The organism is Nostoc linckia z4 (assembly GCF_002608075.1).
Lineage (GTDB): Bacteria > Cyanobacteriota > Cyanobacteriia > Cyanobacteriales > Nostocaceae > Nostoc > Nostoc linckia.
In genome coordinates this window covers 367,250-392,050 of record NZ_LAHA01000004.1, presented here as the reverse complement: position 1 = coordinate 392,050, position 24,801 = coordinate 367,250, and the positions used below count along the sequence as shown (strand labels likewise).

The 24,801-nt window shown below is 42.3% G+C and carries 25 protein-coding genes; 9 read left to right on the top strand and 16 right to left on the bottom strand.

Translation table 11 applies throughout. From position 1 onward, the window contains the following. Positions 1–201 precede the first annotated feature (201 nt). Complete coding sequence (locus tag VF06_RS06625) at positions 202–924, top strand: class I SAM-dependent methyltransferase (protein ID WP_099065970.1); 723 nt, start codon at positions 202–204, stop codon at positions 922–924. 374 nt (positions 925–1,298) lie between these two features. Here VF06_RS06625 and VF06_RS06620 read toward each other — a convergent pair whose 3' ends face one another. The 3 genes from VF06_RS06620 to VF06_RS06610 all read right to left on the bottom strand — a co-directional run bounded on the left by VF06_RS06620 (position 1,299) and on the right by VF06_RS06610 (position 3,800). After that, entirely contained in the window at positions 1,299–1,727 is a 429-nt protein-coding gene (locus VF06_RS06620) for a YidH family protein (protein ID WP_099066014.1), read from the bottom strand. A gap of 419 nt (positions 1,728–2,146) precedes the next feature. Continuing rightward, positions 2,147–2,803 carry a hypothetical protein gene (locus VF06_RS06615; RefSeq protein ID WP_099065969.1) on the bottom strand — a complete coding sequence of 219 codons (657 nt, stop codon included), beginning with the start codon at positions 2,801–2,803 and terminating at the stop codon, positions 2,147–2,149. A 298-nt stretch (positions 2,804–3,101) separates the two neighbouring features. After that, positions 3,102–3,800, bottom strand: a complete 699-nt coding sequence (locus tag VF06_RS06610; RefSeq protein ID WP_099065968.1) for a cadmium resistance transporter — start codon at positions 3,798–3,800, stop codon at positions 3,102–3,104. Between the two features lie 259 nt (positions 3,801–4,059). Between VF06_RS06610 and VF06_RS06605 the strand changes: the two genes are divergently transcribed. Further along, complete coding sequence (locus VF06_RS06605; RefSeq protein ID WP_099065967.1) at positions 4,060–5,046, top strand: LysR substrate-binding domain-containing protein; 987 nt, start codon at positions 4,060–4,062, stop codon at positions 5,044–5,046. A 218-nt stretch (positions 5,047–5,264) separates the two neighbouring features. After that, the gene (locus tag VF06_RS06600; protein ID WP_099065966.1) at positions 5,265–6,569 is read left to right on the top strand and encodes an efflux RND transporter periplasmic adaptor subunit; all 1,305 of its coding nucleotides are present in this window, start codon (positions 5,265–5,267) and stop codon (positions 6,567–6,569) included. 322 nt (positions 6,570–6,891) lie between these two features. On the opposite strand, the gene VF06_RS06595 is transcribed toward VF06_RS06600, so the two are convergent. Continuing rightward, positions 6,892–7,290, bottom strand: coding sequence for a helix-turn-helix domain-containing protein (locus VF06_RS06595; RefSeq protein ID WP_180267267.1), 399 nt, complete (start codon positions 7,288–7,290; stop codon positions 6,892–6,894). Between the two features lie 185 nt (positions 7,291–7,475). On the opposite strand from VF06_RS06595, the gene VF06_RS06590 reads away from it, so the two are divergent. Together VF06_RS06590 and VF06_RS06585 are read left to right on the top strand one after the other, a co-directional pair. Beyond that, entirely contained in the window at positions 7,476–7,847 is a 372-nt protein-coding gene (locus VF06_RS06590; protein WP_099065964.1) for a hypothetical protein, read from the top strand. 456 nt (positions 7,848–8,303) lie between these two features. Next, the gene (locus tag VF06_RS06585) at positions 8,304–10,742 is read left to right on the top strand and encodes a ParB/RepB/Spo0J family partition protein (protein WP_099065962.1); all 2,439 of its coding nucleotides are present in this window, start codon (positions 8,304–8,306) and stop codon (positions 10,740–10,742) included. A gap of 130 nt (positions 10,743–10,872) precedes the next feature. On the opposite strand, the gene VF06_RS06580 is transcribed toward VF06_RS06585, so the two are convergent. The 7 genes from VF06_RS06580 to VF06_RS06550 form a co-directional block, all read right to left on the bottom strand. Beyond that, a complete protein-coding gene (locus VF06_RS06580) occupies positions 10,873–11,598 on the bottom strand; it encodes a hypothetical protein (RefSeq protein ID WP_099065961.1) in 726 nt (241 codons plus the stop codon). 119 nt (positions 11,599–11,717) lie between these two features. Beyond that, on the bottom strand, positions 11,718–11,870 hold the full coding sequence (locus tag VF06_RS40415; RefSeq protein ID WP_180267266.1) for a hypothetical protein: 153 nt from the start codon (positions 11,868–11,870) through the stop codon (positions 11,718–11,720). Then, positions 11,870–12,472 (bottom strand): hypothetical protein, encoded by a 603-nt coding sequence (locus VF06_RS06575; protein ID WP_099065960.1) that lies wholly within the window; start codon positions 12,470–12,472, stop codon positions 11,870–11,872. Before VF06_RS06575 ends, VF06_RS40415 begins: the two co-directional genes overlap by 1 nt. Before the next feature lie 6 nt (positions 12,473–12,478). Beyond that, complete coding sequence (locus VF06_RS06570; protein WP_099065959.1) at positions 12,479–12,766, bottom strand: hypothetical protein; 288 nt, start codon at positions 12,764–12,766, stop codon at positions 12,479–12,481. Next, complete coding sequence (locus VF06_RS06565; protein WP_099065958.1) at positions 12,753–14,297, bottom strand: hypothetical protein; 1,545 nt, start codon at positions 14,295–14,297, stop codon at positions 12,753–12,755. The genes VF06_RS06570 and VF06_RS06565 overlap by 14 nt, the downstream gene beginning before the upstream one ends. Before the next feature lie 2 nt (positions 14,298–14,299). Then, on the bottom strand, positions 14,300–15,007 hold the full coding sequence (locus VF06_RS06560) for a hypothetical protein (RefSeq protein WP_099065957.1): 708 nt from the start codon (positions 15,005–15,007) through the stop codon (positions 14,300–14,302). A gap of 287 nt (positions 15,008–15,294) precedes the next feature. Beyond that, entirely contained in the window at positions 15,295–17,568 is a 2,274-nt protein-coding gene (locus VF06_RS06550) for a hypothetical protein (protein ID WP_099065955.1), read from the bottom strand. Between the two features lie 154 nt (positions 17,569–17,722). Between VF06_RS06550 and VF06_RS06545 the strand changes: the two genes are divergently transcribed. From VF06_RS06545 to VF06_RS06525, 4 genes are read left to right on the top strand one after another with little or no spacing between them, the layout of a single operon-like run. Then, positions 17,723–18,715: a hypothetical protein gene (locus tag VF06_RS06545; protein ID WP_099065954.1), complete on the top strand. Its 993-nt coding sequence runs from the start codon at positions 17,723–17,725 to the stop codon at positions 18,713–18,715. Next, a complete protein-coding gene (locus VF06_RS43355; protein ID WP_180267265.1) occupies positions 18,715–19,554 on the top strand; it encodes a hypothetical protein in 840 nt (279 codons plus the stop codon). The genes VF06_RS06545 and VF06_RS43355 overlap by 1 nt, the downstream gene beginning before the upstream one ends. A gap of 21 nt (positions 19,555–19,575) precedes the next feature. Then, complete coding sequence (locus VF06_RS06530; RefSeq protein ID WP_143863018.1) at positions 19,576–20,016, top strand: hypothetical protein; 441 nt, start codon at positions 19,576–19,578, stop codon at positions 20,014–20,016. 13 nt (positions 20,017–20,029) lie between these two features. Next, positions 20,030–21,574 (top strand): DEAD/DEAH box helicase, encoded by a 1,545-nt coding sequence (locus VF06_RS06525; protein WP_099065951.1) that lies wholly within the window; start codon positions 20,030–20,032, stop codon positions 21,572–21,574. Here VF06_RS06525 and VF06_RS06520 read toward each other — a convergent pair. The 5 genes from VF06_RS06520 to VF06_RS06500 form a co-directional block, all read right to left on the bottom strand. Then, complete coding sequence (locus VF06_RS06520; RefSeq protein WP_099065950.1) at positions 21,571–22,176, bottom strand: hypothetical protein; 606 nt, start codon at positions 22,174–22,176, stop codon at positions 21,571–21,573. The two genes, VF06_RS06525 and VF06_RS06520, sit on opposite strands and share 4 nt — an antisense overlap. Positions 22,177–22,188: 12 nt before the next feature. Beyond that, a complete protein-coding gene (locus VF06_RS06515; RefSeq protein ID WP_099065949.1) occupies positions 22,189–22,557 on the bottom strand; it encodes a hypothetical protein in 369 nt (122 codons plus the stop codon). A 93-nt stretch (positions 22,558–22,650) separates the two neighbouring features. Further along, positions 22,651–23,466 carry a ThiF family adenylyltransferase gene (locus VF06_RS06510; RefSeq protein ID WP_099065948.1) on the bottom strand — a complete coding sequence of 272 codons (816 nt, stop codon included), beginning with the start codon at positions 23,464–23,466 and terminating at the stop codon, positions 22,651–22,653. Next, a complete protein-coding gene (locus VF06_RS06505) occupies positions 23,456–24,055 on the bottom strand; it encodes a Mov34/MPN/PAD-1 family protein (protein ID WP_099065947.1) in 600 nt (199 codons plus the stop codon). Before VF06_RS06505 ends, VF06_RS06510 begins: the two co-directional genes overlap by 11 nt. After that, a complete protein-coding gene (locus VF06_RS06500; RefSeq protein ID WP_099065946.1) occupies positions 24,052–24,801 on the bottom strand; it encodes a hypothetical protein in 750 nt (249 codons plus the stop codon). Before VF06_RS06500 ends, VF06_RS06505 begins: the two co-directional genes overlap by 4 nt.

Here is a 24,801-nt window from a genome sequence, read left to right as displayed (position 1 = left end):
CCTTTCCCCTTTCCCCTTTTCCCTTTCCCCTTTCCCCTTTCCCCTTTCCCCTTTCCCCTTTCCCCTTCCCCCTTTCCCCTTTAACCAAACCGTATTGGGGCTACAGCTACGAAATCAGACAAACTCTCGCAGGTGATTGGATAGAGATGCGAACCCAAAGGGAATTTGAATACAATCCTTAGAAAGACTAGCAAAAATCTCATGTCCAAAAAGCCTGATTCGCAGTTACAAAATCTCTTCGCCACCCACAAATCGACCAACTGGCAAGAAAGATTAACACAAGTAGCATTCCGCTTCAACCGAGAATATCTTGGTCAACCCGTTGAACTTCCGGCCGAAGTCCAAGCAATGCCAATCTTTCGGGAGTGGGCTGGGGGTAATTTTTCTGGGAGAATTGCTTCTCCTTTTTGGGAAGTTGCCAAACCTCAAAAGAACCAACACTGTTTAGATATCGGCTGCGGTGTCAGCTTGTTAATTTATCCTTGGCGGGATTGGCAAGCATTTTTTTACGGACAAGAAATCAGTAATGTGGCGCGAGATATTCTCACTTCTCGCGGGCCGCAGTTGAATTCTAAGTTATTCAAAGGTGTTGAATTGGGGGGCGCTCATGAATTAAACTATTCACCAGGTCAATTTGACTTAGCGATCGCCACAGGATTTAGCTGCTATTTTCCACTGGAATACTGGAATGCTGTCCTCACAGAAGTCAAACGAGTTCTCAAACCAGGCGGAAATTTTGTCTTTGACATCCTCAACCCAGAACAGCCTTTAGCAGAAGATTGGGCAGTTTTGGAAACTTACCTCGGTGCAGAGGTGTTTTTAGAACCTCTAACTAACTGGGAAAAAACAATCAAAGCTGCTGGAGCTAAAATCATAACCCAGAAATCAGGTGAATTATTCGAGTTGTACAAAGTGCGGTTTTAAAAAAGAATTCAGAATTCAGGAGTCAGAATTCAGAATTACGTCTGATGTGAATTATCCAAATCAACGAAATATCAATAATTATCCATCCTGTAGAGACGTTGCAATGCAACGTCTCTTTGTGTCTAATAAAAATCAAATTATTGTAATGGCGTGACAAGAATAAAATATTGCAATAGATTTTATTGTGCGATGGGTGTCCTCACCCGTCCGGGTGGTCAGGATGCCCAGCCCACAAGAGTTTACTAATGCACTATTTTAGCTGTGTCAGTCCACTACATATCTGTGCATACTTTTAATACCAAATTTTGGATAGCATGTATTGTCTAATCAAGCCTTTAATCCAAAATTCTTTCATTCAAAATTCGTATTACGTATTACTCAGCAATCACTGGACTCGTTGGATCTAAAGATGTTGTAAACACAAAATAAATAACTCCAGCACCAAGAATCATCACAGCTAAACTAAATAGCAGCACCCAACGGTCTGTTGGTTCATAGGTATCTTCTTCGATATCACGACGCACTGCAAAATAGTGTCCTGTTGACAGCCACACCGTAATCAAACCCACCAGCGAAAAGACTAAACCTAACTTCCAGCCGTTCCCAGGACGGGGTACCAAAGGTATTTGGAAAGCACGCAGACGCACAATGACCACACCAAAACCCAAAAGAGCAATCCCTGTCCGCATCCAAGCTAGATATGTACGCTCATTTGCTAAGTGGTCTCGGATACGAGATGGATTTAGTCGTCCTGGTTTCTTTTGCTCTTTAACTTCTTCTGTAGGTTTGGATTTTAGCTGCATCAATAATACCTTTATTCCGAAAGAGGTTCCTCTCCAAAAAACGCGAAAGTAGTAGCAAATCTCCTTCCAGATTATTTGCATCCAACGCGCTAATTGTGCTACTGAAATATATTTATTGTGATTGTACATTTTTTTGTTAGGTTTATTTTAACTGAAATTTGGTATTTTTCTCAAGTAGGGTGCAGTGAAAAGTGATGTCTACAAACTGCTACGCCTACGCCAGACAAAAAGCAAGATATTCGTTAACGCCATGCAGTAATTACCCAAAGAAAACAGCCAACAACAGAGAGATTTTTTACCAGTCTTTGTCCTGTTTTGTCTCTGATTGTGGCTGTGAACCTGTTAAATTTAAAAACATTTCATCGATAAACAGATTGCAGTTACTAGCATTCACTAATTACTGTCTGCTAGTGGCTGATTTAAGACTTCTCAATAGGCGCATTGGGAACTCGTGTATCTATTAAAGCTTGTGATACATTGGGAATAAACCAATTAACTTCATTAGCTTTGACAATTTCAGCATTGGGAATGTTGATTTGAATAGCACCATTCTCTGGATTGGTTTTAATCGTTAACTTACTGCCATCAGGTATTTTAATAGCTACTGGTTCTGTAAACTCTTGAATTTGTTTCTCTGGGGTTAGGGCTGCAAGCTGAGCATCATTAGGTAAATAGAATCCATCACAATCCCAGTTATTTCGAGTGGACTGGCCATCAGCTAGAAAATACAGACCATTGTCATATACAGCATCTTCTTCCTCTTCTTCATTTGCTACTTTGCCGTACACTGCAATAGTATTACCTGTTTGGTTCTCACATTGACCCCAGTTAATTCCGGTCTCTAAAGCATATTTTTGGAATTCTAACTCATCGATTTTATTTTGAATTTCTTGTGGTGTCACATTAGCCAGCTGAGTTTTAGCTTTTTTTACCTGAGTAAGTTGTTTGAGTGCTTTGGTAACCTGCACATAATCAGGGTTTTCACTAAATTTTGGTCTATCGGCAAAAGAAGGTTGAGCAAAGGTGAAATTAACCAAAATCATCAAAACAATTAGCAGAGATTTCCAAATTTTCATAATTAAACTCCTGTTGATGTTGATTGTTTTTGAAGGTAAGTTAGAAGTTAGAATTCAGAATTCAGAATTCAGAATTCAGAATTCAGAATTCAGGATTCAGAAGTTATAAAGAACTCTGGGTATGGGTGGAGTTTACTCAAGTTCTGATTGTCTTAACTAAGAAATTATCAAGACATTATTCATCAGAACTTACTTTAATTTATAGTTACTAGTGATTAATTACCTCTGAAATATTACACCAGGTTTTGAGTTTGGTATTTTATGAAGTTATTCTTCAATTATTCTGACTCCTGAATTCTCAATTCTCAATTCTGATTCCTGAATTTTGAGTTCTGCTGAAAATAAAGGAAAATAGATAACTAGAAACTACAGATAACAGAGTCCAAGTAACATTTTCTGAGACAATAAACACCCCCAATCCAACCAAAATACAAGGAACAAAAGTATTGCCATTATCAGTGAGAAATTGAGCGATCGCAGGTAAGTAAGTGAACTTATAAGCGGCATAACACCAAACACCCACCAGGGCAAAGAATACGCTCACAATCACCAATAAACTTTCTAATTCTAAATTGGCAAATAAGGGTACGTAAACACTAATATTGTCACTACCGTTAGCAAAGGCAATGGCAGCTACATTACATGTTTGCGGAGACAGAAAAGTCCCAATCACAGAAGGATAAGAATCTTGAGTTTCCTCTGGTACTTCCTCTGGTGAATCCTCTTCGCGTTTGAGTAAACTACTCATACCAATAATGATTGGCATAAAACCAAGTAGTCTAATCCACGACTGCGGTATAATTAGTCCACCGAAAAAACCTGGAAGACTAGCAGCGATTAGTGCCGCAAAACCGAGATATTGACCAGCAATAATGTGACGACTGCGGAAGGTTTTATTTACTTGGGAAAAAAGCAACGTCAAAATCACAATATCGTCAATATTCGTAGCACTGAAAGCTGTAATTCCTGTGGTAATTGCAGTGACTAAACCGCTCATCTGTGAAAGTCCTTATTTTGGGGATTGGGCATGGGGCATTGGGCATGGGGCATTGTGGGAGATAAGAATTGGTATAATTCCCAACTCCTAACTCCTAACTCTTAACTCCTAACTCCTAACTCCTAACGACCAATAACTACGTAGTAAGCTTTGATTTATACTTTAAGCAAACTAAACGATAGAATCAAATGCTTTTTTTTGTCAAAATGATAAATGGAAGTGATGCAAACTTTCACACCAATTTTTAGGAATACCATCAATGGCAGGAATGACGCTTGAGCAGCTAAAAATATTTCTGGCTGTGGCGCAGCACTTACACTTTACCAGGGCAGCAGAAGAACTTTATATTACACAACCTGCCGTCAGTGCAGCTATTCAGAACTTAGAGCAAGAATACGGAGTCAAGTTGTTCCATCGAATTGGTCGTCACATTGAAATTGCTGAGGCTGGTAAGTTACTGCAAGTGGAGGCTCAGAAAATCCTCGATCAAGTCTCCTTGACTGAAAGGGGATTGCGGGAATTGAATAATCTACAACGGGGTGAATTGAAATTAGGCTCAAGTCTGACAATTGGTAATTATTGGCTACCAAGCAAGATTAGTGAGTTCAAAAGCCGATATCCTGGTATTCAAATTGACTGTACCCTTGCCAATGCCGAAACAATTTGTGTCGGGACAGCAATGGGACAATTTGATTTGGGTTTAGTGGAAGGAGATGTAAAGCCAGCACTTCAAACTACTCTAGAGTACGAAATTGTGGGGAGCGATCGCTTACTAATTGTCGTAGGTGAAAAACATCCTTGGTTTGAGCAGGGAGAAATTCAGTTAAGCCAACTGACTGAAACTCCTTGGGTGATGCGAGTACCGGAATCTGGAACTCAACAAAGATTTGAGGAAGCGTTGCTCAATTGGGGAATCAACCTCAGCGAACTGAATGTAATTTTGGTCTTCACCAGTGGCGAAATGGCAAAAGCAGCCATTGAAAACGGCGTAGGCGCAACTGGAATTTCTGAGTTGATGGTCAAAAAAGAAATCCAGCTTGGAACTCTACGCTCAATTAAAGTTATTGATAACAGAGAAAAAGAAACTACCATCGTCGAAATAGTTCGACCCTTTTTCAAACTCAAACACCGTCAGCGTTTTCAAACTGCTCTTTCCAAAGCCTTTGAACAAATGTTGTTATCTTCCATGTTAAATAATTCACATCAACAACCAACCAAAAAGGAAAAAGGAAAAATTAAAAATTAATAGTCATCAGTCAACAGTTATCAGTCATCAGTCCATAAACGATTTCCCAAAATATATCATTCACCTTTAGATAGATTTAGATGCAATTATCAAAACAGTATATTTTGATTGGGTAAATATATAATTTGCCGCGATCGCCAATGCCAAATCAGGAATTTCAATAGATAAAATCTTGATTGAGTTCTAATTCATGATGTTCATTAAATTCCTTATCAGCCATGACATCCCCAGAGCCTCAAACTGATTTGGGAGAAAATTCTTCCCAAACTTCATTTGAGCCACCTCCACAAAAACGGCGGTGGCTTTGGTTATTTTTAGCTGTAGTACTGCTAGGAGGTGGAGTAGGTCTCGTTTGGCGTTTGCTAACTCCAAAAAATTCAGTACCTTCAACTGCTAATGTTCAACCTCAAGGGGTAAGAGTCAAAATATCCACAGTACAAAGCGGGATTATTGAGGAAAGTTCAGATTTTATTGCTACCCTGGAGTCCCAGCGCTCAATTAACCTCAAACCGGCAATTCAGGGTCAAGTCACTCAAATCTTTGTCAAACCTGGAGATTCTGTAACACAAGGAGCAGCAATTATCCAAGTAGACTCTAGAGCGCAACAAGCACAAAATAGAATTAATCCTCCATCTGAGCTATTTTTAGGACAACTAGCAAACGCCCGCGCTGCACTCCAATCTTTGGAGGCGGAACGCGCATCTTACGTTGCTAATGTGCAACTCAGCCAGCAGGAGTACGAAAAATATTTCAACCTGGCTCAGCAAGGAGCAGTATCTCGACAGGCTAGCAATATATACGCTAATAGACTTGCTGCTGCGAAAACTAGTCTCAATGCAATTGATTCTAGAATAGAAGTCCAACGAGCCAATATCTTACAAGCTGAAAAATCTTTACAACAAGCCAATGTAAATATAAAACAGCAACCCCAGTTTGAGAAGATTACTGCTCCCTTTGCTGGTACAGTTGGCGAAATCTCGGTAAAAGCGGGTGATTTGGTGAATACTTCCACACCGTTAGTTACTGTAATGCAAAATCGACCTTTAGAAGTTAAAGTTTCTGTACCTCCACAGCGAAAACCTCTATTGCGTGAGGGAATGCCAATGGAGATTATGAATACACAGGGTCAGAAGTTAGGTAGAACTAGAGTATTTTTCATTGCACCCAATGGCAGTGATGAAACACAAGGGATACTAATTAAAGCACTCTTTAATAACTCTAATGGTCAGGTACGTGCAAATCAATTAGCGAGGGCGAGAGTCATTTGGAATCAGCGTCCTGGAATTTTAATTCCAACCGCAGCAGTGACTCGTGTTGGTGGAGAAACTTTTGTCTATGTAGTCGAAACCCAAACATCTCCCCAAGGCGCGTCTGTGCAAGTGGCTCGAAAAAAACAAGTCAAGCTCGGTCAAATTAAAGGTAATAATTATCAAGTAATTGAAGGATTACAACCAGAAGATAAAATCATTATCTCCGGATTGCTGAATCTTACTGATGGTGTGGCGATCGCTCCAGAATTTTAATAAAGGGAGTCTCAAGCCATAACTATAGGGTGGGCACTGCTACAAGTATACAAAATCAACGTTTTTCGCATCAGTAAACAGTGCCCACCCAACAAAATTATTAAATATAAAGGCTGGAATTTACCCCAGTTTTACCCCAAAAAAGGAAGGGACGAGCGCCAAACCCGTCCCTGTAATGCAATTGAAGCTTGATATTCTTGAAGGCGGCAAGCGGATTTGAACCGCTGGATGGAGGTTTTGCAGACCACTACAGCATTAGCAAAACCTTTGCTGATAGGCTATTTCAAAAATCAATTCCACAACGTAGCAAATTTTGTAGCAACTACTCATCAATGTCGATTCTCTCCGCGATCGCTCGCAACAATTCGGCTACTTGGCGCTGACTCATCAATTCCATGTGCAAAGATACCCCCTCGCCAGGGACGCCATTCAACGACACTCTAGGGCGAGCTAGGCGGGCAATAATATGCTGTGCTACCCTTGCTGCTTCTTGGTCGGGAAGTTGATTGATTATCGGAAGCACATCCTCAGCTACCCGATACTCTCGCACCTGTGGGGTTTGCGGCTTTGATTCCAGGATGGCAATCAGTTCTTCTTTTGTATAGCCAGTCAAAGGGGCAATCTTTTGTAATGTGGTGACCTCTGGCTCTTGAAGGTCTGCTTCTTCTAATCGTGTAACCGTTCGGTGACTGATACCAGCCTTTTTAGCGAAATTTCGCACGGAGTCAGATCCTCGCGCGTTCTTGACTATTTGAGCCAATTTTTCTAATCCAGTCCTCGTGTATAAGTTGCCCATACGCTTTAGTGAAAAGTTTGTCACTGTAGCGAGTCAAGGCAACCTTGCAACTTGTAAAATACAGTGCTAGGATGACTCGTATAAGTTGCATTTGCATCTTACAAAATCCAATGAAATCCAAAGAGTCTATAAGTTACAACACTGACCCAGCAACGATGAGTAGTGCTGTAATTGCGGCTACAGCAATGGGGGTCAGCATTGAAGAAATAGTAAGGAGGGCAATCCGAGAATTCGCAAGCTCCCTGCAATCAGAAACAAGAAATTGCAAGGAGGGACGCAGCAAGGCAACAACAGTATATATATACGATGAGCCAACAAAACGTATTTTACAGGATACGGTGACACGAACTCACCTTACTAAAAGTACGGTAGTTCATAAATGCTTAAAAAAATATTTGGAGTGCTATAAACTACAAATCAAGCAAGAGCTTGAAATGCTAAAAGATCGCCTAGATCGAGCAGCCGAGGTATTGGCAGCATGATTTATAAGCCTTCAAATCCAAAAAGTAGCCTGCTGCCAACAGACTACTTTTTGAAAAACTAACGCACTACCATCTGCCAAGACTAAATAGTGCATTCTATAGAGTTCGAGCATCAATTTTTGATGCCAAAACTTTAAAAGAAATATTTGCCACAAGTGTTTGCTACAAACACCTCTTTTTCGTGTTTCGCTCCCTATTATGACACAAAAACCTTTAGATAGATACACTATCTTTCTCACATCACAAAATAGACAAAGTGTTGTTTTTCATCTGCATTTTTTACAACACTTATGTCCTCTGTTTAATTTGTACAGCCCTTGCAAACTCTAAACGCAAGGGTTGTAATTTTTTACTGGTTACATAGAAAACGTTCTACTTACTAGTGCAATGTCATCAAAAAAACAAACGAATTGTTAGCTATCAAATAACAGTTTTACGTGAATCAAGGAGAATAAAATGGTTGCCGATCTATTAGTCTTGCAAAAACAAGAGGAAGAACTAACTAACGCCCTAAGCGCTAATCCAAATCTTCCTATTAAAGAAAAACAATCTTTAGATAGAAGGTTGAATTCTTTGCGCGATCGCATTGCAAACGTGGAGTCATTTGAAAAGCTGGTAGTTGGAGATTGGGTCAATAAACAGAATAATTTAAATATTGGGAAGGTCACTGAAAAAACTCTAGGCAATCAGCCGACAGTTTTTGTTTCCTGGGGAGAAGCCGTACCGATTCCGGAGGAACCACGATTACTAAAGATAGATGAATTTGCTAATTCTGGGACTGCTAAAGTCGGGGATATTGTTTGGGTTGCTAAGAAGAAGAACGACAAAAATGTTGGTTATCGGCTAGATAAAATCAGTCAATTACAAGCTCGTGGTTGGATAAAAGTAAGCGATGAATCTAGATTTCCTCGTAGCGAATGGTATTTAGCTAAAGACTTCGATAGATGGGATTTTGATTGGCTTGTTGGCGCTAGTACGGGAAGCTGTGATGCCGATACCAGAATCAATACTCAAGCATCTTTAGCTAGAGCCAACAAGAATACTTTAGTTTTAGCTCTGCAATGGATTAGACGGCATTGCGCCGATAATAAGTTGATGATTGAAGCTCTAAAACAGCATCTCAGGCAATCAGAAAATCAATCAGATTCGCGCTCGCCTTTGGAGTATTTATGGGAGTTATCAGTACCCGTAGAACCGCCAATTGCTGCAATGAAAGTCAATGCATTTGCTACCAATAAGTTATTAAATATGCTTGTTGTAGCAGCAGCAGTTACCGAGTTTGAAGCAGCTGAATATCTAATAAAAGATGCCCAAGAATATGCTGCAAGCCAAAGACTCAAACTTGAAGTTACAACTCACTGGCTGATTACTCCTATCTGCCAAACCGAAGAAGAGGCATTGGTTTTGTGTCCAGCAAAAGGCGATCGCATCAGCAAGGGAGATAAGTTTGGCAGCATTGCAGAATATGTTTTTAGTAATGGTTCCCTCCGTGCGACCGTGATGTGGGATAACGGCACCGTAACAGAAGAAAGCGGTTTTACCTTAGAAACGTTACCCCCCTTGTTTGAATATCTGCATCGCGGCGAGGAAGATGTTATTGTCCAAAACCCCGAAGCTTCTTTAGATGAGCCGATAGGAGTTGAAGAAGTTAGACCGCTGTTACCATTAGGCTTCCACGAAGTTTCAATTTCAGATTTGCGATCGCACCCCATCAATTCCAAAATCTACGGGGAAGAGGAGGACGATACTGCTCTTGAAGAAATGATTGAAAGCAGCGGTTGGATTAAACCGTTGCTCGTCACTCCCAACGGGGACGTAGTTGGAGGTAACCGCCGACTAAGAACGGCTAAGAAAAAGAACGTCAAGCGCTTAATGGTAGAAGTGCGAGAATTTCCTGATGAGGAATCAATCTTAGAAGCACTACTTCTGGACAATGCTGTACGGGAGAAGACAGTAGAGCAAAAGGTCAGGGAGGCAAGATTCTGGCTTCCTATAGAATCCTATAAGGCTAGATCTAGAAAAGGGTCTTCAGAGAACCAGGAAAATTTTCCTGGTTCTGATAAAGGGCAAGCTAGAGATATTGTGGCCAATCGTGTTGGTCTAGGAAGCGGCAAAAACCTTCAAAAAGCCGACAAAGTACTGACAGTTATCGAATCTTTGCAAGAGTCTGAGCCTGAAAATGCCCATGCGCTACGCGAACTGCTAAATAAGAAATCGGTTCACGCAGCATATACAGCGGCCTGCTGGGCTATCCAGGATGCCGAGGCAAAACAAAAACCTCAAGCGTGGAAGCCCGCGCTTGGAGAAAGAATCAAAGTATCTCAACGAGCTTCGCATCATGCCGAGGCTTTGGGGGTGGTAGTTTCTGTGGACAAATCTATCGCTGTAATTCGATTCGACGAAGCCAGCGAAGGCAAGGAAAGCGATAATGTGTATTTGTGCGACCTGATACCAGCAGATCCGGAAGCTGCTAAGTTGAAGCTCGAACAAATGCAAAACTCTAAAAAACCCGGTAGGCAATTTGGATTGGGCAAGACTTATGATGGCGGGGTTTTACCAGAGGCTCCGCGGAATGAAGGCTTCGACCCCAATGAAGAAGCATCGCCTAGCTTGCAAACATCTAATGAGGAGCCGCGTCCAAGCAACGTTATTCAGCTACGCTCGGAGTCGCCAGAGCTACGCTCGGAGCATACTGACACCGAATCTTCGACAACTGTAGCGATAGAAATAGCCAAGGGTATGCGGTATCTCTCACCCAAGGAATTAGTTTCGGCTATCAAATGGGCATGTGAAGATAAAACCAATCCTTTAACGGATGAGCATCTAGATGCCTTAATGAAGGTAACTATGGATGTTTGGAACGCAAGACATCCGGAAAGGCTAGAGGCTAATTGAAACCAAGCAGCGTTCTTGTTCAAGACGGACAAGAACGCTGTAATTTTGGATAGTGGTTTTAATATCAAAAAAGTTCAGCAAGAAGTTTTAGCATTGGTCAAAACCCTTATAAGGGGAGCGTATTTCGTATTCAGATCGCGCGTTTGATTTGCGCGATCGCGTGTTTAATCAAATAGTACAGTGCATCAATCGGACAACAAATCAAACCTAAATATTTGCGAACGCGCCACCAAAATACTAACTTCTGCCTCCCCTCAACTCCCGCTAAATTCCACAGGAGAGCATAGAGATTGATGGCGTGAGCTTCTTCGCAATCTGCGATTGGAACCAATTCTTTTTGAACTTCTCCTGGAACAAACTTTAGCAACTGCTTGTAAAAACAGCTTTGAAATTCTTCCAAGACGTACATGAATGCTATCCGATCGCGCCAGTCGTAAGAATTAGCAGTGCGAAAACCAAAGAAGATTTTCGCTGATAAGTATCGGGTACTCATGCCGTCAGCTTGGTAGGATTCACCAGAAGAATCCCAGTTGACGCAACCCCAATCAAAAGCTGCTTTCTCCTCGCGGCTCATTAGTCCAGCGCCGGACATATTCAGCTTACTGCCAGTGAGTTGGCAAAACACCTGGGCGTGACCATATTCAGATAACGCTTGCTCTTTTAATATGTCTGCTAAATCTAAATCTCCGTAAAGTCTTGCTTGGTGAAATGGCATTGCTTTAGCTTCGCGGTGGCAGCGCCAACAAAAGAAGAATACGCCAACCTCTAATTTTTTAAGCAGGGTGAGGTAGTTGGGGAGGAGAGTAAAGATTCTGGCTAGGACTAAAGTAATTAAAGTGTCTATGGTTTTTACCACAACGATTTTCAATAGTAAAAGTAATCATTTTAGGTACTCTATCTAAACTGTACTCGTGCTTTCCCCCAGTTTGTGTTGATAAAAAATTCAAGTTACCAGGTACAAAAGTTTTAGGTTGATTATTCATGATCGTTAACAGGTTTAGGTTTACAGCGCTGCTTTCTACTGGCTAAAGGCGCAATCAACAAATGCAACGGAACAATAATGATAGCTATTGTAATAGCACAAGCTAATGAAACTACTAGCTCCATAAAATCTTCGATGGTTTTCATTATGAATACCCCAACAAGCTAATTACGTTGCCAGTGATAGTAAAGCAAGTCCCATCCAAATAATTGTTATTGCTTGGATTTCTCGCGTACACCGATATCCAACGATAAGTCGAGGTGATGTTGACTGTGAATTTACCGCCAGCTTTGGGTAACTGAATAATCGGATTGGCTTCTTGTCCAGTCCTGTTGGTATTGGGTTCCTGCGACCATCTGTAAACGCGGATCGCATCGCTAACATTTTGGATGTTGATGTCGAACGACGGCACTACGATCAGTGGCAGTGCCGTTTGAGCCGAGTAAAATTGGTACGCCTTGCCACTACCACCAGCGGCGGTAGTACATTGGGAAGTGCAGATTATTTTGCCAGGGATGCCGCCCCCGCGATTGTTGGCAAACTTGTGCCAGCGTCCGTTAGCTGGGTTGTCGTCGGGCATCAGCACTGAATCGTCGTCTGCTGCGGCTGTTGATGCAGCGATGAATCCGTACCATTCAATATCGTTCCCAGTAATTGTTTCCCGCGCGTAACCATTTGATCGCTGACTGGGAGTGAGTGCTTTAATCGCGGCTTTGTCCGCGATGAAGTATCCGGTGAGTGGTGCCATTAGCCATTAGCCTTTAGGAACTGTATCAATAGTTGCTGTTGTTGTACCCTTTGGTTGCACCAAGCTAACATAAGCACCTTTGCATAAATTAGAACTATTAGAAATTGCTTTGGCAAATCCTTGCGAACCATTGGGATGTTTGACTTTATACGTTCTAGTACCAGTGTCGTAGCTAATAATTTGAACTTGCTGTTCTTGAGCGCGATCGCTTTGCTTTTGGGTATCGCTTATCTTGTTAAAAAAGGCAGCGCGATTGAGTAAAGTAGCTTGCTTCAAAGCCTCAATTTCTTGCATATCCCAACTTGTAATGAATAGCGCTAACAGCTATCAAAGCGATATAAGATATATCAATATTTTCATCAACTATTAGCTTTTTTAATTGAAAATTTTTTCGCCTCTCGCTAGTTATAGCGCATGTATTGTTCTCTGTGTTATACGATTTTATTTTTACCTCAACTATTACATCTTGATTTTTGATTGCTGAATCTATCAATACATTGGTAGGCGTTTTAGAAGCAATTAATATTTTATTTTTATAAAAGTTTGTATATTGGCGTTCAAAGCTATTCCTCACAGCTTTAATGCAGGGGTCTTCGCTATTTAGTTCTGGCAAGTAGGAGGTTGTCCAGGACATTTGCCAATCATCCTCAATTTGTGGGATTATTTCAGGATATGAAAAGACCTCTTCTGTTACTTCTCCCGACAATGAAACGAAATATCGATGAACCGTTGGTTGGATTTGGGTATTAGTTTTTGTTTTTAGATGTACAATTAATCGTGATTTTGTATAAGTTAGATACGCTGAGATTACAACCAAGCTATTATAATTATCAGCGGTGAAACTATCTCTAGCACTAAACTCTGCAATCTTGGTAATATTTCTTCCTCGTTGAACATAAAAAGTAGTGTGAGTAGTTGTTTCGACTTTAATTTTAATCGAGCCTGATACGGTTTCCGTATATAAAACACCACCAGCAGAATTTGACTGAACATCATAGCGATAGTTATATCCGGCAAACACACTAATATAGTGTTCTCCTGCCTGTACTGTTGTTGTATACGAAAGCGAAGTGCCAGAAGAATAGGCATCACAAGTTGATGAATAAACTTCTATAATCGAATCGTTCGGAATTTGTTCCCCAGGCTCAAGATAATCAACTCGGTGGTAACCTACGTATCGATCTACACTGGCACCGCAAAAAGTATTAATAACTCCGCCTCCTGGAGAAAAATTAATATCAATCGTGACTATAGCCTCGGTTGGGGAAGAAAATTTAAATGCTGGATAACTACTATTACTTATAGATGAAATATCGTAGTAACTTATTAAAAAAGATTTAACAAAACCGCCATGTCCAAATTCAACGAAAAAACTATCTTCAATAGTAATCGCTTCACGAGTTATACTCCGATTTGGAGTAATATCTTGTTGGTAAATATATTCTCCATAGGTATAAAACAAGCGAAAATCGTAAAACCAATATCGTGCTGATATCTGAAATAAAATTGCAGCATCAAATACCTCTTTCTGGATCTCTGAAGATGCAGGTTGCTCAATTTTATGGTGTGGCATAGCATCATACCCAGGTAAGCCATACCCTTGTCGCAAACGGATATCTTCACCACGAGCGATCGCACCATTAGTATCAGCTTTGCCGTAGAAAATGTTGCCGTTAGCATCTTGCAGTTTAGCAAGTCTTAATTCTGGGTCATAGCCAATATATTTGGCTGCTACAGATTCGTTGGTATTAGTATCGCTAGCACGGCTTTGATATTGAGCTTGGTTTAGTTCGCTTTGCTGCCTCAACAACTCTTCTTCTTGCATTATTAATTACCAGAAACAAAGCCTGTATTCAGTAAAGCTATGGGGATTTGGTACGCATAGCTTCTTCCGGGTAACAGGGTAATGGGTGAGGGTTCCACTGCAAAAACGCTAACTATCCCATTAGCTGACCGAGCGCGAAACGTACCAGCCCCGGTGTTTTGGATGTTCACCGGAGTTGAAGATCCGAGGGTTGCAATTTGAAAGTCATTGGTTGTAGGCGAGAGGACTTGATAAATAGTCCCAGCATCGATACCTGTTGGTAAGGTTGCTAGTTCGTCTGCGGTGAATACCAAGCGATCGCCTGCTATCCAGGGATGGCTAGCGATTGCGATTCGGTCGGTAGCAGCGTTGACGTTGCTATTGGTGAAGGCAACGCTGCAAGTCTGATGGGCATTGGCTATCAAAAAAGCGGTTTGGAATTGCCAAGAAGTATCGCCAGCTGTGAAGGTAATAGTTGCAGTTGGTAGCTCGTGGCGGTTAGCAGCACTGTTATAGCTGCCATCCCCAGATAAAGTTAAGTTCGCTCTGGTGTAATTACTCTCAGGTACGAGTTCCTTTGCGACGAAACTGGCGATCGTGCTGGCTCTTGTCAAAGCGTCGGTATCGGCAAGTCCAACGTAAAATTTGGTTGCATCCGGCGCTGGGCTACCCCGAAATAGAATCTTGGCAGTTTCGGAAATCCAAGCATTAGTAAAAGTTCCTTGAGGCATGAATTATAGAGAGTAAGGAGTAAGGAGTAAGGAGTAAGAAGGAGTCGGTTATCAGTTGTCAGTTATCAGTTGTCAGTTATCAGTTGTCAGTTATCAGTTATCAGTTATCAGTTGTCAGTTATCAGTTATCAGTTATCAGTTATTAAGCATTGGGCATGGGGCATGGGGCATTGGGCATTGGGCATTGGGCATTGGGCATTGGGTATTGGGTATTGGGCATTGGGTATTGGGCATTGGGCAGAATTCAGAATTCTGAAATAAAAAAGGACACAGAGGAGCAAGTCATACTAAACTACGTTCTCCCAATCTAAAGATTCCCAATCAGTCGTTTCCCAATAACTCAAATTGTTGAGTGCATCCCAGCTTGAATCAGACAGCGAATCCCAGCTGTGAGCTTCCCAGTAGTTATCGTCTGCAACAGAATCCCAATCTGAGATATCGTCCCAATCTAAATTACTCCATTGCAGATCCGTGCCAGGAAGTTGAGACATACTTCCAATCCAGGAACCACAGCCCAACCCGATACCAACTTGTAGCGCAACGGTGGTGGTGGATAAAGCGTAGGCGTAGCCAATAAAGTTGATGCCCATGCCCATGCCCATGTTTAAGGTATCGACTTCGTTGTAGAAGGATGAAACGTAATCTTCGGTTGCTCCAGTTTGCCAACTACCAAGCCAAACGCCATCGCAGCTGACAAGGACGCGGCTTTGACCGACTACCCAACTGCAACCATCGGCTAAGAAAGCTTGTTGTGTCCCATCTTTTTCTACAGTTTTGAGATTAAACAAGGGATGATAATCAAACCACGCATCTGTCAAAGCAATTGCAATCTGTTGCCCTTTGTACCGTCCCCAAAGCAAGTTACCCTCACGGCGGGCGATCGCTTTTAGTTGATTGTTCGCCGCAGTACCGCCGCCGAAGGATACTTCTACCTCGCCCCGTTTTAGTCCCCTCTTACTAACCCCAGCTAGGCAATCAACGCTGAAGATGCGCTCGCGAGGTCGCAAATTACTACCGCCACCGGGGATGGTGAAGGTAATTTTCTCCTCTATATCCTCTTCCTCCATTGTGAATAGCGGCGGTTCCCTCTCCGGCGCTGCTGGGGCGAGTTGGCCGGAATTGGAAGTTTGCCGATCGCCACTAGCGTAAATCATATCTAGCTTATTGCTAGTGGGCCCCTGAGTTCCGGTTTCAGTGCCGCTCTCAACTAGATCGGGCTTGACTTTGATTAAAGGTTGATAACTAAAGTATTCGTATTCCCAAATGCCCTTGGTGGCTTCTTCCCATTGCTCTACTTTGTATTCTGTTTCCGCTAAAAAATCTGGTGGAAAAAGCCACTTAGACCAGTCTTCGTCCGTACCTGATAATAAGTTACCAGCGATTTCAGAACTTTTCGTAGTAATTTTGGTTAGCCTATCCTTGTTGTCGTATTCATAGGAATAAGAATTATCGGCAGCTTCAGTCAAAGAAAAAATATTGAATATATAGTTTTTATTTATTTGTGCGTATTCTAGTATTGATGGTGCTAGTAACTGGTGAAGAGAAGTGGTTTTCTTTTTGAGTTTACCCTCACCATTTTGCTCGAAGTAAGTTTTATCAATCCGAATTTCTGAAGTAATTAAAGACAGCTTAGGTGAGGTATTGGGTAAAATTTCTTTGGGGATTACTAACCCAATTGGTTGCTTAGTTGTAGTTGTGGTTTTTAGGAGTTTCTGGCCAGGGAACCACTCTTCTAAAATGGTAGTTCTTTTGATAGTAATTTCACTATAGCCAGCATTTTTATCTACAAGGATAGCAGCACCGTACTGCTCTGATGTGTCGTTGCGAAACACGGCATTTTTAACAACTACACATCTACCGACAGCTTTAACCACTTCACAAGGCGATTCGGCTGAATCAAGCCGCTTGTACCAAATTTCGTCTCTACCAATAACAATAGTGACAGCAGGTGTACTAGCTGCAATGTTAGCAGTACGAACCTGAAAAACTTCGTTTTTATCTATCCAGGCAAATAGATTATTTGCATATAAAAGTTTCCCTGCATTTGCAAGATAGCTACCTGTTAAGTTGATCGGGTAGTTAATTATTGTATTGGGCAATGTACCACCGATAGCAGATATACCAGCCGCAGTTAAGAGGTTTTGAATTACTTGCCCAGTGGTGGTATTTGTCCCCAGTTTAATTTCAGTTTTACTGGAGTCTGTTGGTTCTCTAAAATTGAGGAGGCTGATTAAATCCCCTACATCAATAGTCAGTTTTTTGGAATCATCATCGTATTTAGAAGAAATAATTCTTAGCGAACCTCTGGGATGTTTTCTAAAAACGCCTTGGCTATCTTGAATTTCAATAGTGATAGTCTGACCGCGAAAAAAACGAGAATTTTTGCGGTCATCGAGTGACTCGTCAAACCCAAGCGATCGCCCCAAAACTATAGAGCCAGTAAAGGCGATTAAACCGCTCTGGTCGATATGGGAATCAGAGCCTTGAAACGAAATAAAGCATGAAGAAAAATCTTTTTCTCCGATATATATTCGGGTAGTCCTGGCGGAAATATTAAGCACTGCTGATGAAGGTAGTTTGTTAAATCCAGGAAAATTTTCCTGGATTAATTAACTTAATTTCTTATAGTTAAGTATGTCCACGGTGGAAACTCTCAAAGGGGTAGTACGTGAATAGTTAATACGATCTGATCTACCCATTGGGAAACGAAAAACTATGGTTTTGATGGAGGGGTTGACTGCTTCTGGCAAGAAAAAGACTCTAACCCTTGATGACAGCGGCAATCTTATTTCGCAAGGAGCAAGCGAACAAATTGCATCCGGCGGACTGCAAGAAGGTACAGACATCACTGGAGTAACAATGCCCGCTGGCGGACAAAGCGCTAGGGGCTGGTTATCAGCAATTTGGAAATTGATCAACGATCGCTTCCCCACTCCTGTTAACAGCAAGATGCCGGTTGATGGTAACTGGTTGCAAGAAGGAACTGACATTACTGGTGCTTCCATGCCCAGTGGTGGCACTAGCGGTCGGGGATGGCTATCAGCAATTTGGAAATTAATTAGCGATCGCTTTCCCACGCTGGGGACAAAATCCGCATCTGGTTCTATACCCGTAACGCTTTCTACAGATGGGGCATTCTCCACAAATTTCGGATTGATAGGCGACGGCGTGGCTAGTTCTGAATTAGCACAGAGTAGCTTTATCAGCTTATTCCGCTACTTGCTGATAGCGACACTTGCCAAAGGGCAGCAATTAATGAGTGGCTCGATTTCTATAACAATCGCTTCTAATCAATCAGCGGTTGCAGCTATCGCTTCGCAGTCCGATGCTCAGGGAATTCGCGATCGGTTAATGCCATCTAGCGGAACTAGCTATACGCAGGTTTTAGGCACTGCTAATGCAGGTTTTTTAAAAGGCGCTGCTGGTACTATTTATGCGATGTCTGTTATTAATACTGGGCCAATCAAAAAATACCTACTTCTATTTGAAAAAGCTACTGCGCCAAATAGCTCCGATACAATTTTCCGGGTATATCCAGTGCCGGCTGCCGATATTAGCCAAGATGGGTTTTTGTTTATTGGGCAGCAAGAAATTGGAGGTGGGGGAATTAGCCTGAATGCTGGGCTAGCCTGGATGATTAGTATTAGTCCCACAACCCCAACAGCTGCAACAGCTTCAGAAACAATTCTCGGATTTAGGTGGGCTTAATGGGTATCTACACAGGGACTAGGGGAACTAGGACTAAAACCACTGTTTTCACTAGCTCAGGAACTTTTACCAAAGATTCTCGTGCTGTATTCTTACTCGTGCAGCTTTGGGGGGGAGGCGGCGGCGGGCGCGGCGGCGGAAATACGACGACTAAAGGAATAGGTGGCAGTGGTGCCAGCTATAAAGAAATTTGGATTCCAGCTAGCGCAGTTGGCAGCACTGAAAATGTACTTATTGGTGCTGGGGGGACAGGGGGACTCGGTGTGGCAGCTACAACCCCGGCAACTGGAGGCATTGGCGGAAATACGAGTTTCGGGAATTTTGCTACAGCTTATGGTGGTGCTTCGCCAAGTAGTGCTAGTTCGGGAGCTAGCGGCGCAAGTTCGATGACGGCATCAAGCGGCACCACAACAGCGTTAGATCCGGACGGCACAGCTGCTACTAGCACGTCCAAATCAGCCTTATTTGGCGGCGCTACCAGTGGTTCAACGGCAGGTACGGCTGGCGCTGGCAGCGCTTACGGCGGTAGCTCTGGTGGAACTGGCGGCGCTAGTACGAGCGCTGGGGGGGGTGATGGTGGCGCTCCTGGGGTGTTAAGCGGCGGCGGTGCTTTGGGTGGTACTGCTGGTACGCCAGGAGTTGCAGGCGCCAATGGGATTAATTCTACCTATGGCGCTGGCACTGGCGGCGGCGGTGGAGGTGGTAGCCCCACAATTGGAGGTAGAGGTGGAGATGGCGGGACTGCTAGCGGAGGTGGAGGCGGAGGTATCGGGACTACTATCGGTGGCGATGGTGGTAATGGCGGCCCTGGGCTTGCACGAATTACAGAGTTTTTCTAGGAGCAAGCAATGAGATATGCAATGGTTAAAGATTCGCTAGTTGTGGATGTCATTTTGCTGGAAAGCCCGGATGATATTCAATTAGACTTGCTGTTGATTGCTAGCGAAATCGCCAGGATTGGCGATACGTGGAACGGTACAACTTTTATTCGTCCGCCAGAGCCAGAACCCGAACCAGATTGGATGGCTCTTAAAAATCAATTTTTCCCAAATCTCGGCTACCAAAGAATTACGTTGCAAACTTCCGCAGCAATTATGGTGGGAAGGTTAGAGACTGCGGTAGTTGATTACGCGGGAGGAGTAGAGCCAAACTACCCTCGATTTATAGCTTTTTGGAATGCCATAATTGCAGGTTTGGCGATCGCTCCTAATACTGAAGAAATAGAAAGTTGGAATGCGATCGCTATTGCAACTGGTATGAAATTCCGCTTTAACCCAGCGGGTTTAATGGTATTAATTTAGGCTAATTAATAGAATGCAGCGAACAAAAAAACCTGTACTTTACGATGACCAAAAGAAAGTTGTCGAAGAAGTTTTAAGATTAATCAAGCAAGAACAAAAGCGAATCTTGGTTTATGCGGAAACAGGTGCAGGTAAAACAACGATTGCAATTGAATTAATAACTTATGCAGTTAAGGCTGGTATGCCGTGCCTATTTGTAGTACCAGATGAACCGTTGATTGACCAGACAATCAAAACAGCTAATAAATTTGGTTTAAAGTGTGGAGTTATCAAAGCTGGACGCAAAGAAGATAGAAGCCAGAAGTTACAAATTGCTGGTATTGATACTTTAATTAATCGCAAGTTTCCCCTAGCTGAAATTGTGTTCGCCGACGAAGCTCACGTTAGTTATTCACCAACTTGGCGCAAAGTACTTGACTACTACTGGCAAATGGGGTCTGTGGTGATTGGCTTGACAGCTACCCCCTACCGCACAAACCCCAAAGAGGGATTAGGGGAAATTTATGATTGCCTCGTTCAAGCCCCACAAATGGCAGACTTGATTGAAATGGGGCGGTTGTGTCCGTTTTTATATTTTGGTTTTCCGAAACTCGATTTAAGTCGAGTTCGTAAAACTAAAGGTGATTACGATGCTGAAGATTTAGGCGTAATTGTCAACACAGATAAAGCTTGCGAACAAATTGTTGATGAATGGCAGCAAAAAGCTTCTTGTTTAAAAACAATTGCCTACACCGTTTCTTTAGATCATTCCGATAGATTGCAAGCTAAATTTCAAGCTAAAGGGTACAACGCAGTTTGTGTTGACGGCAGGGTAGAAAGTTTCGACCGTCCCCCAATTTATGCTGGTTTTGCTAGGGGCGGTAAATTAGATCCACAAATATTAATTAGCGTTGATGTTTTAGAAAAAGGATTTGATGAACCTTCTGTTGCCTGCATTATTCAAGCTCGCCCTACCATGTCACGCATCAAATATCGGCAGCAAATTGGTAGAGGTTCAAGGGTTCATCCAAGCAAAGAATATTGCATCGTTTTGGATTATGCTGGCAATGCCTATCGCTTTGGGTTTGTAACTTCCAAACAGGAAGTGAGCTTAGATAAAGATAAAACATCCGCCCCAGGCATGGCACCAATTAAAGCGTGTCCCCGAGAAAAAGGGGGGTGCGGGATGCTGCTACATTTATCGGTGATGAGTTGCCCGCATTGTTTTTATCAGTTTCCCCAAAAAGTTAAAAAAGCGAATTACAACTATTCAATGGTTCCCTTGGCACCATCGCCAACACCATCAGAAAATTCTGATTTAGATGCCAAAATTAGTTTTTACCGCGAAGCTGCCCAGCGGTCTTTTAAAAAAGAACTGCCACCCGGTAATGCCATCGCTTTATTTAATCAAAAATACGGCGGTATTCCTACACCAGATATTACTCAAGGCGCTGTTTTCGGTGCTAATCCATCTGACAACCAAAAGCAACTTTATCGAGCTTATTTACAAAGACAAGCGATGTGCTCTGGTAAAGATTTGGAATGGGTAGCAAAATACATGAAACTCGAATTTGGTTAAATTAATTTGCCAATAGCATTGTGATTATCGCCAATGCACTTTCTAGCATGAGTGTCAATTCGCTTTGTCCAATCTAAATCGTCAACATGATTTTCAAGTAAATCAAACGCTAGCGATTTGGCAACAGCAACAGCAAAGCGATCGCCTGCGCTCCAAGCAATTCCCGTGACCCCCACCAAATCCAAGTGCCACAGACCCAAGCACTCAACTTTAATTTGATTGTTAACGGGATAACGGCTGATGCGACTAATGGCAATTTGATGAGTTGCAAACGGATGTTCTGCAAAAAGGAAGCCTCCAATGGGTAATAACTGTTGTCGAGTAAGTCCCGTAGATACTGCTGGCAATTGTTTAACTCTTGTGGGGGAGCGCTGGAGTCTGTCACAGGTAAATAGCAGGTCATAAGGGGTATACTGCAATATTGCTCTCCAGATGGCAACGTTTGTTGCTGTATTGCTTTCGAGGGACAGCAATCGACAAAAGGTACTTCTATATTCGCTTTTGATAATTGGAGGTCGATATTTTTTAGGTCGTACAATTCCGATAAATTGGAGTATTTGTAGGACGAGTTTATTAAGGTATTCGGCGGCTCGATCAAGCACTGGCTTAAATTATTATTCATCTTTGTTGTTGCGATCGAATGAAACTTTTAGTAGATACTGATAAGCTTTATCCGTAGGAAATTTCCGAATCCCTGTTGCTGTAGTAATCACAGCCAAGACCTGTTTCATGGCATCTTCAAAAGTTGCGTTGGGCGCATCTCGAATCATAATACCAATCGGCAATGCCAGCAGAAATAGGAATAATATTTCTAGCGGATCTAGATGAACTTTGTTGGCACCAAAAAATAAAGTTATCCCCTGATGACAACGACTTTCTTCAGCCGAACATTTCTTTTCTATATTTTGAGAATTTTCCGAAACATTCTCTTCGGTATTTTGAGAATCGTCGGCAGAAGTTATTAAGTCTTTGTTTATTGTCATAACTTATTTAAATCGTGCCAAAGGCTACTAATAATTTGGCACGATTTAAATGATATTCCCTCAATATAAATACTGAGGAAATAGAGAAAGAAGTTATTTCAAAATATTTGTTTTGGAAATGTAAATCGAGCGAGAACTACCAGTAGGCAAATCAAAATAGGTAGCGAATTTACGTAATCCACCAAAAGTTATACCTCTTAAATAGTCATTAATTTCCGCAGCAACGCGAAAATTAATTGAGAGCGACTGAGTATTTTTTAGGGCTAATTCTGCACAACTTAAGTTCTTATCAGTAGGCTTTTTAGCAGGTAAAAGTAATTCGGGATGCATCAAAGCTGGCGAGGGTAAACCCACACAAAAATCTAGATGATCTGGAAAGGCGTATTTCAAATGCTCCTTCCTCGCTATATTGCCTAATAGTACTTGTCCTGATTGCTCGTGGTTTCCCCCATCAAGCCATAGAATGCGATGCGCGGCTCCAGGAACATTTAATTCCAACGATTGAGCAAGTACAGATCTAGCCTCTGAATTATCAACGCAGCCAACAATAATAACCAAGCTCATACTTGCTTGCTCGCCAATCATTTCGACGTTGAAAGGCTTATTTATAGCAGCAATATCTAATCCCAGGCTTAAGCTCAAGCGATGCGCTAAAACTTCTGCTTTAGGCCTTCCTAAATCCGCGGGACAAAAAAGCTGTCGAGCAATGTTTTTCTCTTCTACAAAATCAAAGTCAACGAAGGTGGCACTGGCTTTTTTACCAGTAGCATTAATCGCATACATCAATCTAGCGATCGCTCCGGCGCAGTGGCTTCCAGTCCCACCACAACCGACTAACATAAATTCAATCTTTTCCCACGCAGGAACAAGCAAGGAAGTGGACTCTAAAAAAGAAGTATCAATGTTCATAAGTATCTTCGATCAAATCATTGTTAAAATCTGCAAAAACCATGTACGCGGGGATTGGACAAAAATAACCAGCAAGTCCAATGCGAACGCTAATCGCCGGACGCGACCTCACACAACCCAAAACCGCATAAATCCGAAACCCCTGCTCGTCGGCATTATCTTGACTAGAAAAAAATGGTCGCATATCGCCATGCGAATGAACTTCGACCAAAGCTTTCTCATAATCTGTATTCACAAGGCTGTGGTATACAGGAGTAACTGAATGCGGCGAGGCTAATTGTTCGGGTTTAGACATTAGCCAATCGGTTTCTTGCCATAGATACCAAAGCACTTCATTATGAGTACTTTGGGCATCAACAAGCATTTGGTTTAGGAAAGAAAAAGGAATTTGTTCTCCTTCCCACCGCAAATAAGCCTCAACTTCAGCCAAGCCCCGAATCTCACATTCCCCAATCGGCCACATAGCTTCCATAAAAGAGCGTTTTGCTCGAATAAAAACGCCATTGGCAGCAAAAATGTATTCGTATAATTGGGCGGTTATTGGTGGTAATTCATCTGTGGCGGCGATGATATAATTTACTAAATTCATTGATTTCTCGTGGCTCTACTAATTAATCTCTCGGTGGTTTGGCCTCCATAAATAGAAACCAATTCTTTAGTTGGATATTTACTTTTATTGCTATCAGATAGCGCTAATAACAACGAGCGAATATCTTCGTTGTGCTTGACTGACTTGCCTTTAATTAAATGATCCGTAAAAGGGGTATTACAAAATATCTGCCAAGCTTTCTCAATGCCACTACCAGTTGCCACTGGCAAAGAATTGTCACCAAAGCAGATTTGTCCTGGCATAGTGCTATGTCCATCCCTATCGCCGCTAACGTTAGGCAATGGCGCATGGTGCAAGATTGATGTCGGGCTAAAGCTAGCTTCCTTAATTGCCCAGATGTAATAAGTTTGGTGAATCCCAAAAAACACTAACCCAGGCATGGGAACGGCAATCTGTTCAGTTCCATTGGGTAGTTGCAATAGCAGATTTAACTTGCCAGGAGGGGAAAACCGCACACTCCAATTACCTCGCTTGGAGACACCGCAGCGCACAATATTCGCACCCAGCCAACCGGAATCAACTGGCTCATTTGCAAAGGCAGCCCGCACGGAAGAACTCGAAACTAATTTAGCTTTTACCTTCCCTTCTTCTGTCCAGCGAAACACGTACTGCCCTTCTAAAAATATTAAAGCTGGGGGCGAATGGCTTGAGGATTCTACAAGGTAATTAGCGGCGCTTTCAAACAACGAATCGGGTAAAAATTGTACGGGTTTTATGTCGTTCAT

Bases quoted from the DNA above. Each gene is read 5' to 3' on its own strand.
- VF06_RS06625 (WP_099065970.1), top strand. From the start codon at position 202: ATGTCCAAAAAGCCTGATTCGCAGTTACAAAATCTCTTCGCCACCCAC.
- VF06_RS06620 (WP_099066014.1), bottom strand. From the start codon at position 1,727: ATGCAGCTAAAATCCAAACCTACAGAAGAAGTTAAAGAGCAAAAGAAA.
- VF06_RS06615 (WP_099065969.1), bottom strand. From the start codon at position 2,803: ATGAAAATTTGGAAATCTCTGCTAATTGTTTTGATGATTTTGGTTAAT.
- VF06_RS06610 (WP_099065968.1), bottom strand. From the start codon at position 3,800: ATGAGCGGTTTAGTCACTGCAATTACCACAGGAATTACAGCTTTCAGT.
- VF06_RS06605 (WP_099065967.1), top strand. From the start codon at position 4,060: ATGGCAGGAATGACGCTTGAGCAGCTAAAAATATTTCTGGCTGTGGCG.
- VF06_RS06600 (WP_099065966.1), top strand. From the start codon at position 5,265: ATGACATCCCCAGAGCCTCAAACTGATTTGGGAGAAAATTCTTCCCAA.
- VF06_RS06590 (WP_099065964.1), top strand. From the start codon at position 7,476: ATGAAATCCAAAGAGTCTATAAGTTACAACACTGACCCAGCAACGATG.
- VF06_RS06585 (WP_099065962.1), top strand. From the start codon at position 8,304: ATGGTTGCCGATCTATTAGTCTTGCAAAAACAAGAGGAAGAACTAACT.
- VF06_RS40415 (WP_180267266.1), bottom strand. From the start codon at position 11,870: ATGAAAACCATCGAAGATTTTATGGAGCTAGTAGTTTCATTAGCTTGT.
- VF06_RS06575 (WP_099065960.1), bottom strand. From the start codon at position 12,472: ATGGCACCACTCACCGGATACTTCATCGCGGACAAAGCCGCGATTAAA.
- VF06_RS06570 (WP_099065959.1), bottom strand. From the start codon at position 12,766: ATGCAAGAAATTGAGGCTTTGAAGCAAGCTACTTTACTCAATCGCGCT.
- VF06_RS06565 (WP_099065958.1), bottom strand. From the start codon at position 14,297: ATGCAAGAAGAAGAGTTGTTGAGGCAGCAAAGCGAACTAAACCAAGCT.
- VF06_RS06560 (WP_099065957.1), bottom strand. From the start codon at position 15,007: ATGCCTCAAGGAACTTTTACTAATGCTTGGATTTCCGAAACTGCCAAG.
- VF06_RS06545 (WP_099065954.1), top strand. From the start codon at position 17,723: ATGGTTTTGATGGAGGGGTTGACTGCTTCTGGCAAGAAAAAGACTCTA.
- VF06_RS43355 (WP_180267265.1), top strand. From the start codon at position 18,715: ATGGGTATCTACACAGGGACTAGGGGAACTAGGACTAAAACCACTGTT.
- VF06_RS06530 (WP_143863018.1), top strand. From the start codon at position 19,576: ATGGTTAAAGATTCGCTAGTTGTGGATGTCATTTTGCTGGAAAGCCCG.
- VF06_RS06525 (WP_099065951.1), top strand. From the start codon at position 20,030: ATGCAGCGAACAAAAAAACCTGTACTTTACGATGACCAAAAGAAAGTT.
- VF06_RS06515 (WP_099065949.1), bottom strand. From the start codon at position 22,557: ATGACAATAAACAAAGACTTAATAACTTCTGCCGACGATTCTCAAAAT.
- VF06_RS06510 (WP_099065948.1), bottom strand. From the start codon at position 23,466: ATGAACATTGATACTTCTTTTTTAGAGTCCACTTCCTTGCTTGTTCCT.
- VF06_RS06505 (WP_099065947.1), bottom strand. From the start codon at position 24,055: ATGAATTTAGTAAATTATATCATCGCCGCCACAGATGAATTACCACCA.
- VF06_RS06500 (WP_099065946.1), bottom strand. From the start codon at position 24,801: ATGAACGACATAAAACCCGTACAATTTTTACCCGATTCGTTGTTTGAA.